The organism is Sphingobium sp. IP1, from assembly GCF_002708645.1.
GTDB lineage: Bacteria > Pseudomonadota > Alphaproteobacteria > Sphingomonadales > Sphingomonadaceae > Sphingobium > Sphingobium yanoikuyae.
The window spans coordinates 1-11,021 of sequence record NZ_NOIW01000139.1 but is presented as its reverse complement, the minus strand read 5'-3'; the positions used below and the strand labels follow the sequence as shown (position 1 = coordinate 11,021).

The window sequence follows — 11,021 nt, the reverse complement described above, 5'->3', positions numbered from 1 at the left end:
CCGAGCAGGGCATGGACGAGACCGCTGTCTCGAACATAGATGCGTGGCGACTTGACCAGTCGCTTTGGGCTGTTGCTGTGCCAAGGCTCAAGCCTGCGGACGAGCAGCAAATCCACCAGCAGATCCAGGTAATTTGCGATCGTCTTGGAGTCGAGGCCAAGACCGCGGGCGAAGTCCGATGCATTGAGAAGACCCGACTGGTGATGTGCCAGCATTGTCCAGAAGCGGCGCAGCGTTTCCGCAGCGATCCTTGGCCCCAACATGGGAACGTCACGTTCAAGATAGGTTCGGATGAAATCCTGCCGCCACCGCAAGGAGGCGCGGTCATTCGACGCAAGGAAGCTGTCGGGGAAACCTCCGTGCACCCACAAATGGTTGAGTTCCTGCTCACCGATTTCGAGCGCGTTCAAAGGCCCCATCTCCAGATAGCTGACGCGCCCTGCAAGACTTTCGCCCGACTGCGCGAGCGAATCGATCGACGCCGATCCAAGAAGAAGAAACTGCCCGGTGCGCCGGCCTGCTCGCCGTCCCTTATCGATGAGGCCTCGCAAAATCTGGAAAAGTCCCGGGAGCCTGTGCACCTCATCGAGAATGACGAGCTTGTCCTGATGGGCGGACAGATAAAGTTCCGGGTCCGTCAGCCTTGCCTGATCCGCATCGGACTCAAGATCGAGATAGATCGACGGCATCGTTTCCCCGATGTCCAAAGCGAGCGTGGTTTTCCCCACTTGGCGCGGACCAAGAAGCGCGACCGCCGGCGCTTCCTCCAAACGAGACATCAGTTCCGCAGCAACATTTCTCACAATCATCCATGCATTATTGGATCAGAATTCCAAATTTGCAAGGTTAATCCATTTTCATCACGGATCCGTTCGCCTTTCTAGCCGATGCAGGAGTTCGCATGACATATTCCTCGCGCTTTTCGATGGGGGCCATCACCCTGCTGTCGGCCTGCACCTGTAGCGCTCCGGCTTATGCTCAAAGCTGGGCGGAGCATTGGTTCGACAATGTCACCTATACCAGCCCCGGCAGCTTCGAGGATCAGACGCGCGGCTATGTCACCGCGGGCGGCATGTCGGGCCGCATCGACGTTCATAACGACTATCTGATGAGCCTGACGCTGCCCAAGGTGAAGGCAGGCTGCGGCGGCATCGACATGTTTCTTGGCGGCATGTCCTTCCTTGATCCCGACTATCTGGTCGAGAAGCTCGAGACTATTCTTCAGGCAGCGCCTGCCGTCGCCTTCCAATATCTTCTCGAAACGCTCGATGAGAAGATGGGAAACATCATTTCAAAGATGGAGGCGGCCACCAATTACCTGAACTCAATTCAAGTGAATGATTGCCGCCTCGCCAACCGCATGGTCCAGATCGCCAAGGGCGACGACAATATGTCCGGCATCATCGAGGAGATGACCGGCTACAAGTCCGTCAAGGAGGGTTACGCCAAAAGCTATCAGCAAAGCCGCGAGAAGATCCAGTCGAATGGCAATAATCCGACCGAGGATCTGCGCGATGCGCTCGCCAACTGCCCGGCCGAGGTCACTGAAATATTCAGGACCGGGTCGCTCCTCTCGCACGCCGCAAACCGGGTCGGCGCGGCGGACTGGGCCGCGGTCATGCGGGCGCGGGTGGGCGACGTCTATATGCGCTGGGACGCGACCGACAAGGTGCCGCTCTTCTCTGCCATTCCAGCCTGCGCCGGCCAGGATAGCGAATCTTCCGACGACTTCCTGAGCGGCCGCGTCATGCGGCGTGCGCTGGGCATCCCCGCCACCAGCGCCGATTGCACGCGCGATGGAGCCAAGGGCGCACTTACCCTCACCCGCGAACGCATGACCGCGATCGCTGAAAAGATCCGCACGCGCGCCGCTCTGACGGCAGAGGAGAGGCAGTTTGTCGCCAATGTGCGCACGCTCCCCGTCTATCGCATGTTGGAGTGGGGTGTCCGGCAGGATATGGTGGACTCCGTCATCGCCGATACCGACGAACTGGTGGCGCTGACTCTTGCCTATCAGATGCTGAATGACCTCACGCGAAGCATCGATTTCGCGCTGACCAATGCGGAGCGCGGCACCAATGCGGCGGGCGCGGCGGACAGCAGTAACGCCAATATCTGCCAAACCCGGATCCTGACCAAGGGGATCGAGCAACTTCGAGACCTGCGCGAAGAAGTGCTGCGGCAGCGCTCGCAGATGCGCCAATCCTATATGGCAGCCCTTGAGGCAGCCAATCTCTCAACCAACTATGCCGGTCTCGTCCGCCAGCGCGACCGGGACGCCCGCGACGCCGCCGGCACCGCCACAAACCGCAATCGCTAAAGGGGAGCCTTTCCCATGCGCCTTGTCGTTCGCCTCTGTGCGATCCTGACCAGTCTTGCCATCGCTGAGCCGGCCCTTGCTCTGGAAGCCAGTTTCCACAGCTATGATGGCTTTGCCGAGACGGTCGATGCCTTTCGCCTCGTCTCGATGATCTTTGCCGACCCGCGCTACGAGACGCTGGTGCTGATCGTGGCGGTGGTCGGCATGGCACTGGGCGCGGTGCTCGCCATGGTCCGCGGCACGGGCATGGGTCTTGTCGCCTTCGGCTTCCAGATGCTGGTGGGGATCGGCCTCTTCGTCGGCCTGGTCGCAACCACCGGCACGGTCCATGTCTATGACCGCGTCCGCAACGCCTACCAGCCGGTGGGAGACGTTCCCAACCTCATCGTGTTGGTTGCCGGCGTCACCAACATGATGGAACGGGCGCTGGCCGAGACGATCGACGACAATGTGCTCGATCCCCATGCCAAGCTGGAGTTCGGCGCGGGCGGCCATGCCTTCGATCTGTTCCTGAACGCCGTCTCGCCGCGCGGCCCCATGACCGACAGCTTCCTCGATGCAACGGTCAAGGACTATGTCCGCCAATGCTACCCAGTTGCGCGCGTGTCGCCCGCCTATGGCGTGGATGATGACCAGCTCTTCCGCGCCAGCACCGCCCTCCCTACCGCCTTTGCTGCCATGGCCGGGCCATCGACGTTCAGCACTGTCTTCACAGCCTCGGACAAGGGCGGCACGACGGTCAGCTGTCAGGAGGCCTGGGAGCACATCGCCGATCGCCTGTCCGATCCCGCCATCTTCGAAAGCTATTCGGCCCAAGTCTGCGCCCGCACCGGCTACGATATTGCAAAAGCGGATCAACTCGCGCGCTGCCGCAGCAATCTGGGCGAAATGGGCGACATGATGATGGGCACCCCGCTCACCGCTCAGGCCTTCCTCACTAACATCCTGCTTGGGCATAGCGTGGGCGATGTTCTCTTCGAGGACAGCCCGGCGACGGCCTCGCGCGTGATGGCGAACCGGGCCGTCGTATCGACCGGTCTTGCAACCATGTCGACGGCAAATGAATGGTTCCCGACGATCCGCGCTGTCGTCTTCGGGATCATGCTCTTCATGGTGCCGGTCGCGCTCCTGTTCATCCTGACACCGATCAATCTGCGGGTCGCGAGCTTTGCGCTGGGACTTTTCGTCTTCGTGGCGCTGTGGGGCGTGATCGACGCCGGCATTTACCAGCTGACCCTTGGACGGGCCACCGCGACCCTGGCCGAGATGCGGGCCAATCATCTGGCCGCCAACGCCTGGATGCTCGCCCCTTCCTCCGCCATGAAAGCGCTCGCCATATTCGGCAGCTTCCGCACCGCTGGCGCCGGGCTCGCAGGCGCCTTCGTGTTCACGGTGTTCCGCTTCTCGGGCAATGTCTTCTCGTCCTTCACCGGCGGATCGCTGGGGGTCACGGCGCAGGCTTCCTCCGCAGCGGCGACGGTCTCGACATCGGAAGGCTACGCTTCCGCACTCGAAGCCCAGGCGTCTGCCGCCGGCACGGGCACTCGCCGCGCCGCCGCTTCCTCCTTCGGCGATTTTGGCGCACGGTCCAGCTTTGGCGCCACGCGCGCCTTCGGCGCCGCCGGCGCGGTTGAGGGCGCGCATGGGGGCGTTCCTGGCCAAGCAGCGCTAGGGCTCGGCGGGATCGACGCCGGTCGCGAACTGGGCGGTCTCGCACCAGCGCTCGCGGGCCGCGACCTCGCCGATCCATCGGTCAAGGGCGCGGTCCAGGCGGCAGCCGCCACGGGCGCCATCCACAATTTTGCGGAAAAGGATGCGCTCAGGAAGCTGGGTACAGGCTATTTCGGATCAGGTCAGAGCGGCGAGAAGGCCTTTGCCGCCTTCACCCAGAACCTCGTCCAGTGGCGCGCCTTTGGCGATACCCGCGCCTACGACATGATGATGCAGGGAGCGAGCCGGCATTTCGAGCGCGCAGGCTATTCGCCAGAGGATGCTGCGCTCAAGGCCAGTGGTCTGATCGCGGAAGCTCATGCCGATCCGACCTTCGCCAAGCTCATCGCCAACAGCTACTCGCAGGAGGAAATGCTGCGGAATGAGATTACAGGCGCCCAAATGCAGGTTGGCGCGATGGAAGGCCGCCGCGACTATGCGGGCGATCAGGTTTCCGCCGTCGAGCGTGGCAATGTCGCGACCGAACAGGCGCGACGGACTGGCGGGAACGAGGGGCAACGGTTCGCTGCCCGAATGCTGGGCCTGCCGGTGGATGAAATGAACCGCCGCATCTCCTTCATCAACGCCCTCCCCGGCGAAGCGCGCTCTACCGCCATATCCCAACTCTCCCGCTCCACCGGCCGCAATGAAGCGCAGGTCATGCATGCCCTTGAGACCTACCGGGCGGCGAGCGAAACGGGCACCGCCGACGGGGCAACCGCAGAGGCCGCCCGGGAAGGCACGAGCGTCTACGGACGCACCCGCGAGGCTGCCGGTTATGATTTTGCCGAACGCTCAGGCAAGCTCGATGCCCAACGCGAGGTCGGCCATGATGGCACGCGCGGCGCAGCAAGGATAGGCGAGCAGCGCAGGCAATCGGAGAATTTCGGCTTTGCGGAAGGCGCTGCCGCCGCCGGCATGTCGACAAGAGAGGCTGCACGTCTCGATAGCTTTATCCGGGCGCTCAGTGATGGTGCGGGCAATCAGCTCGACATGGCCGAGGGCGGCGCAGACGGCGTGGCTGATCGCGCACGCAATTCCAGGATGACCAGCATCGTCGACAAGGAGCGCCTGTCGCGCGTGCAATCGCTGCTCAAGGACAATGGCATCGAGATGACCAAGCGAGAGATCGCCATGGATCAGAATGGTGATTTCAGCCTCAATCTGACACCTGCGACGGCCGCCCAGATGTGGAAGGCTGGACTTCTCAATGAGAGCCAACTTGGCGCTGTCGCCAATGGCGGCCATGCGCGGTTCAGTCTCGCCCACAATGACCTACTCGTCTCCAGTAGCGCTGGCTTCGAGAAATCGGCACGGAATGACACCAGCACGCGGTTCGAGGCCGGCAAACAGGCAGGCCCTGACACGATCGAGCATTTCATGGGCGGCGGCGCCGAAGGCAAGGCCGCGATGGCAAATTGGCTACGCGGAGGATTCGAGATGGACCGCAAGGGCAACTGGCGCCTGAAACCCCAGGTGGCGGACACACTTCAGCGCGATGTGCAGGCTGTTATGGCTCAGACTGGGTGGGAACGTGCAATCGCAAGGGCAGCGCAAGATCAGAACGCATTTCAAATATCGGTAAACGGAGAAGTGTCAGGAGGGACAAGTGCAAAAGCAGGGCGGACCAACAGATCCGGACAAGGTGGAGCAGCGTTCGGTCAAGCCGGCGGGTCGCTGGGTATTTCGAGCCAGGAGGCAGGATCGACCAGCGAAATCGCAAGCGCCCAGCTCAACATTGTGAACTTTGACGTACGCCAAGCTCTTGCCAATGCTGAGCGTTCAGCCGCCAGATCAGCTAATCCAGCTGAAGCATTCTCCCGCCGCTTGGCGACAGAAATCCTTGGGCCGAATGGGCTGCGGAACAGGTATCTCGTCGACGCTGACAGCGCCCGGGGAACCGTCGATTTAACGGCTCCTGTAACGTCTATCGAGCAAAGCTCATTGCTCAGCAGCGGCAGGTTCTCGAGCGATCTGAAGAATGGCCCCTTCGACGGAAATCCGTCGTTCAAGAAGAGTGACGGCGCCGAATAACATAAAATGGGTGCGATGGATTCAGCGGGCTCCCAATCCAGTTCGAGCCTGACACAGGATCGAGCGGATCGAACTCGCGCAGCACGCCAAAAGGACTATTACGCGCTCGGCTACGTTCCCAATATTTCTCTGCTTCATCATCTACATCGAAATGCGCAGCCGTCAGCCATGCTCTAAGAAAACCGTACGACAAAATTAGAGCTACGATCGGCGGGAATAAAAGCACATTCATGAATCCCGCAAGAGCTGAACCGTAGAGATTCCCAAGTATTTCTACGCGCAAGGACGCAATCATCCCACCCCAATATAAAAGGACCGTGAGCCACCAAACCTTCGCACACATCCGTCGCCAGATCCAATCACCGATATTCACCGGCTGAGAATCCTTTACTTGGATTGGCGTTGCCACGTCCCGATCTTCCATGACCAAATTTCCTTGGACAAAATCTATCACGTTCTCACATTACTACCCCAACATCCCACCCTACTCCCCTTCCTATTGTATATATTTCTTCCTGAACACTCAAACGGGCGGCCTGAAATTCTCACAATTCTCCTCCATCGAGACACAGAACAAACTGGCGTGACGGAAACCGGTCCGCCTAGGTGTTTGGTCCCATGGTTTGATCGTGCGATCCTTTCGTTGGAATGGAAGGAAGCCATATGGGGCAAGTACGGGGACGATACCGGGGGTGATCCAGACCCGCTGTCATGCGATCCAGAAAGAGGGATTGAACCGCCCCGGGTTTGCCGGAGGCTATTTGGTTTAAGTTACGCAGCCATGGGGACGTCGTCCAGCATTGCGTAGTACAGTTCCTCAGCTTCAGCCGGCGGGATATTGCCGATGGGCTCGAGCAGGCGCCGGTTGTTAAACCAGTCCACCCATTCCAGCGTGGCATATTCCACGGCTTCAAAGGACCGCCATGGTCCTCGCCGATGTATCACCTCGGCCTTATAAAGGCCGTTGATCGTCTCAGCCAAAGCATTGTCATAGCTGTCGCCGACGCTACCAACCGATGGCTCGATCCCGGCTTCGGCAAGCCGCTCCGAGTATCGGATCGACACGTATTGCGATCCGCGGTCGCTGTGATGGATGAGACCACCCCGATGGACAGGGCGTCGTTCGTGGATAGCCTGCTCCAGTGCGTCCAGCACGAAGCTGGCGTGGGCAGTCCTGCTGACGCGCCAGCCCACGATATAGCGGGCATAGACGTCGATCACGAACGCGACATAGACAAAGCCCGCCCACGTCGCGACATAAGTGAAGTCCGACACCCAGAGCATGTTGGGCGCCGGAGCATGGAACTGCCGGTTGACGTGATCGAGCGGGCAAGGCGCAGCCTTGTTGCTGATCGTGGTTCGCACAGGCTTGCCACGGATTACCCCCTGCAAACCCAGATCGCGCATCAGCCGCTCGATGGTGCATCGGGCCACAGCAAAGCCCTCGCGGTTCATCTGCCGCCAGACCTTGCGCACACCGTAAACGCCGAAATTCTCGGCAAAGACGCGCATGACCTCGGGCTTCAAATCCTGATCGCGCCGAGCACGATCTGACAGCCGCCCCGGATCCCGCCGCTGTGCGACACGCTCATGGTAGGTGGATGGGGCAATCGGCAGAACCCTGCAAATCAGCTCGACCCCATATTCCGCCCGATGCTCGTCTATGAAAGCCGTCATCGTTTGAATGGGCGGTCGAGCTCCGCCTGGGCAAAATATGCGCTCGCCTTACGCAGTATCTCGTTGGCCTGGCGCAGTTCGCGGTTCTCGCGTTCCAGCGCCTTCAGGCGGTCCGCCATCTCGGTGGGCACACCAGCACGCTTGCCACTGTCCACCTCGGCCTTCTTTACCCACTCATTCAATGTGTGCGCCGAGCACCCGATCTTCTCGGCGATGGAAATCATTGCTGCCCAGCGGGAAGGATGTTCAGCCTCGTGATCCAGCACCATGCGCACCGCCCGTGCGCGAACCTCAGGTGCAAACTTGTTCGTCGTTTTGCTCATATCGGCTCCACTTACTCAGAAGTTGGAGCCTCCGGCAAACCCGGGGCGGTTCAGATCGCCATAGTCATCATGGGGTTAATTCCTCAACAGACAGGGCCAAGCCCATCGCTCGCCCCGGCCATACCGCCCCCCCTTCCCTCCCCACATGCATGAAGACCGTCCGCGTCTATCGGGCGAGGCGACCAACCACTCGACGGTGAAGCTAATCGGGCTTCGACACGCGCACCCAACGATCTCCTATTGCCCTGGCAGCCGATGAGCAAACGGCCTCTGGCCAGGCAAAGGGTCATGTGTGGCAGCGCGAATGGCTTGAACGGGGAGCCAGACTGCCGCTATTGTCGTGCTTCCATCATATCCTGAGGATAACAGAATGAACAACAGCGATCTGGCCGAAGCCCTTGCAGCCGAGCAGGGCATTACCAAAGCCGATGCCCGCAAATATGTTGATGCGGTGTTCATGCACATTGCCGCTGCCGCAGGAAAGGGCGAGGAAATCTCTCTCAATGGTTTCGGCAAGTTCAAGGTCAAGGACAGCCCGGCCCGCGAAGGCCGCAACCCCTCGACCGGCGCTACCATCCAGATCGCTGCGTCCAAGAAGCTCGGCTTCACCCCGGCAAAGGCCGTCAAGGATCTGCTGAACGGCTGAGTTAAGGGTGGGGCGCCAACGATTGCTGGCGCCCCACCAACCGATCGCCGGCGTTGCGCCCCAAACATGGGCGTTCATCTTTGTTCGCGCTCAGCCTGCTGCCCGCAATCTATCTGCCTGCCTGGCCAGTTTGCGACAAACTGCCATCGCGACATCGCGCTACTGCGTGAAAGCAGGCGAGCACCTCGCCCGACATGATGTCAAAGACTATGCAACAAATTGTCCCTGTTTTGCGCATGGACGATTGTCGCCCTCGTGCCCGTAATCTGCCGCGCGTATGGCAGCGAACGGCATGTCGGATATCGCGCGCGGGGATATACCCTCGCGTAGTCGGACTGCTGGCGGCCTACGCCAGCCGGCTTTGCAAGCGCGTCATTAAATCCATGCGCTCATGAAAGAGCGCGACGACCAGCGAAGGCTCCCCAGCGCGCGGGAGACAGAAGATGTAGTGATGTTCGCAGCGAGCCATGCGTAGCGCCGGATGGAGATCGCTCATATCTTTGAACGCGCCTCGGCCTGTCGCGAGGTGCACAATGCTGCTCTCGAGCTTCGCAACATAGGATCGAACCTGTGCGTCGCCCCATTGCTTGCGCGTATAGCGGACGATCATGCGCAAATCTTCCTCCGCCGCCGCGGTCAAGACATAGGCAATGGTCAAGCCCGGGCATCCCCACCGAGTTCTTCATCCACGATGGCGCCAATGCTTTTTGTGGAAACCTTGCCGGCCAAACCCTCGGCAATCCGTTCGCTGAGGAGCGCTCTTAGCGCCTGCCATGCCTGATCAGAGCTCTCGTCGACGGCGAAGAGCCGTTCAATCGCATACTGCTTGATCGTCTTGCCCTGCAAGGCGGCCAAAGCCTTCAGGCTCTGATGCTGCTGTTCGGTAATATCGATGGTCAAGCGACTCATGAAACCCTCGCCAGAAAAATCACAAACCCACATTCGCACAATTGTGGGTTAGGGGCTAGATAGCTTGCGCTTTGCTGGCCCGGCAGCGCGTGCAGATGGCGGTAGGAGTGCCCCGAAGCGATGGCACGGTTGATTTACATCCGCTCGATGCGGTTGCGCTGTCGGCAGAGTGCCCGGTCATAATCGATTGTCACGCGGCGGTTTGATCGACCGGGCATGACAGCCTCGATCTTCCATTCGGCAAGATCAGCACGGATCGCATCTGCATCGTACCCCTTGTCGCTCAAGCCGGCCACATTAAGAGACTTGCTCGAGGAAGCTACCACCAAAAAATTCAGTCTAGAAGAAATGGCATATTTCCCTAATTATTTCATTTGGTTGCGTACGGAGCCTCAGACATGGCAGCCATTCTCACTCAATCCATTCAACGGCCAACGATCCCTTCTACCGCCAGCCTGAAATGCCGACAAACGCGCTCCTCGCTCATGCGGAAACGCCGGGCCACCTCCGCCACGCTCATCTTCCGCGCCACCACAAGGATCAGAATGGCGCGTGTCAGCGGCTCCATTTGCGCAACCGCCTTGTCGATCCTCTCATCTCTTTCCCGGCTCCCGAGAGAGCCCCTCTCCACCCCAGCTTTTGTTCCATCCGCCAGATAGCGTTCAATACGCGCGAGGCAGATCTCGTCTGCCACGCGATCGCGCATTCGCGCAACGAACCTTGCCAGGCACCTGCTCACATCATGATGATAGGTCATCTGCGGTCACTCCAGATTGGGATGCAACAAGCCCTTTCAGGGCAACCGCTCACCTCCCCCTCCCCTCCCTGCTGCCCACAAAGGCCGGAAAGCCCACCGCCATGGCCGGTGAGGTTTAGGGACCGTCCCATCACCGCCGCCGTGCAAGCGCCTTCTCGCCCGGCCGCAACCGGCGACAGCGATCACAGCCCGAAGGGCCGGGATCGGCGCAGCCGAGCCCGGCCGGCACGGCGGGACGCCGCACCGGCAAGAGCGCGATGCCCGCGCAGCGGGCAGCCGCCCCCTCCTTTCCTCTCCACGCCACTTCGCAAAAACGTCACAAAGACCGTTCTTTAGGGTTGCGTTCCCCCTTCATTCCGGCAAATTGGCCGCGCTTCCGGAAAAAGCCCGGGAGTGGGGCTTAGTAACCCCTCCAAACAGAACTCGGTCACAGTTTCACTGGGGCCGGGTGGCATACGCGCATGTCCAGCCGGCGACGGTAAAGGCGCATGCGCCTGTTATCGGCAGGTTTCGAACATTCTCTAGCTGAGGTCCCTGCGGCAGGGCGGGACGTTGGTATTTCCTACTTCATCATGCTTCGCCTTTTCTGGCAATGGTCACGTCGGCATGTCGATCGACCCGGGGTGCAACAGTCTCTCCGGGGTC

Annotated in this window: 10 protein-coding genes and 1 other annotated feature; of the genes, 3 read left to right on the top strand and 7 right to left on the bottom strand. The window is 60.5% G+C overall.

What is annotated here, in order from left to right:
• A partial coding sequence (locus CG471_RS26760; RefSeq protein WP_257211698.1) for an ATP-binding protein occupies positions 1-779 on the bottom strand: 779 nt, incomplete at its 3' end.
• 146 nt (positions 780-925) lie between these two features.
• Between CG471_RS26760 and CG471_RS26755 the strand changes: the two genes are divergently transcribed.
• Positions 926-2,320: a conjugal transfer protein TraH gene (locus CG471_RS26755; RefSeq protein ID WP_373562078.1), complete on the top strand. Its 1,395-nt coding sequence runs from the start codon at positions 926-928 to the stop codon at positions 2,318-2,320.
• Positions 2,321-2,335: 15 nt separating this feature from the next.
• Positions 2,336-6,064, top strand: a complete 3,729-nt coding sequence (locus CG471_RS26750) for a conjugal transfer protein TraG N-terminal domain-containing protein (RefSeq protein ID WP_099234328.1) — start codon at positions 2,336-2,338, stop codon at positions 6,062-6,064.
• Here the strand turns inward: CG471_RS26750 and CG471_RS26745 are convergent.
• Together CG471_RS26745 and CG471_RS26740 are read right to left on the bottom strand one after the other, a co-directional pair.
• The gene (locus CG471_RS26745) at positions 6,039-6,488 is read right to left on the bottom strand and encodes a hypothetical protein (RefSeq protein ID WP_099234327.1); all 450 of its coding nucleotides are present in this window, start codon (positions 6,486-6,488) and stop codon (positions 6,039-6,041) included. The genes CG471_RS26750 and CG471_RS26745 overlap by 26 nt on opposite strands.
• Before the next feature lie 347 nt (positions 6,489-6,835).
• Positions 6,836-8,064, bottom strand: a protein-coding gene (locus CG471_RS26740; protein WP_099234326.1) for an IS3 family transposase whose coding sequence is annotated in 2 segments (ribosomal slippage) — positions 6,836-7,776 and positions 7,776-8,064 — 1,230 coding nt in all. Because the reading frame shifts where the segments join, the coding sequence is not laid out codon by codon here.
• Positions 7,667-7,783: a sequence feature (AL1L pseudoknot), on the bottom strand. Its footprint overlaps the gene before it by 117 nt.
• A 370-nt stretch (positions 8,065-8,434) precedes the next feature.
• Between CG471_RS26740 and CG471_RS26735 the strand changes: the two genes are divergently transcribed.
• On the top strand, positions 8,435-8,710 hold the full coding sequence (locus CG471_RS26735; protein WP_099234325.1) for an HU family DNA-binding protein: 276 nt from the start codon (positions 8,435-8,437) through the stop codon (positions 8,708-8,710).
• Between the two features lie 346 nt (positions 8,711-9,056).
• Here CG471_RS26735 and CG471_RS26730 read toward each other — a convergent pair whose 3' ends face one another.
• The 4 genes from CG471_RS26730 to CG471_RS26720 all read right to left on the bottom strand — a co-directional run bounded on the left by CG471_RS26730 (position 9,057) and on the right by CG471_RS26720 (position 10,376).
• Positions 9,057-9,368, bottom strand: a complete 312-nt coding sequence (locus tag CG471_RS26730) for a type II toxin-antitoxin system RelE/ParE family toxin (protein ID WP_099234324.1) — start codon at positions 9,366-9,368, stop codon at positions 9,057-9,059.
• Positions 9,365-9,619: an antitoxin gene (locus tag CG471_RS26725; protein ID WP_099234330.1), complete on the bottom strand. Its 255-nt coding sequence runs from the start codon at positions 9,617-9,619 to the stop codon at positions 9,365-9,367. The genes CG471_RS26730 and CG471_RS26725 overlap by 4 nt, the downstream gene beginning before the upstream one ends.
• Before the next feature lie 134 nt (positions 9,620-9,753).
• Positions 9,754-9,906 (bottom strand): hypothetical protein, encoded by a 153-nt coding sequence (locus tag CG471_RS30860; RefSeq protein ID WP_180275811.1) that lies wholly within the window; start codon positions 9,904-9,906, stop codon positions 9,754-9,756.
• A 137-nt stretch (positions 9,907-10,043) separates the two neighbouring features.
• Complete coding sequence (locus CG471_RS26720) at positions 10,044-10,376, bottom strand: sigma factor-like helix-turn-helix DNA-binding protein (RefSeq protein ID WP_099234323.1); 333 nt, start codon at positions 10,374-10,376, stop codon at positions 10,044-10,046.
• Between the last annotated feature and the right edge of the window lie 645 nt (positions 10,377-11,021).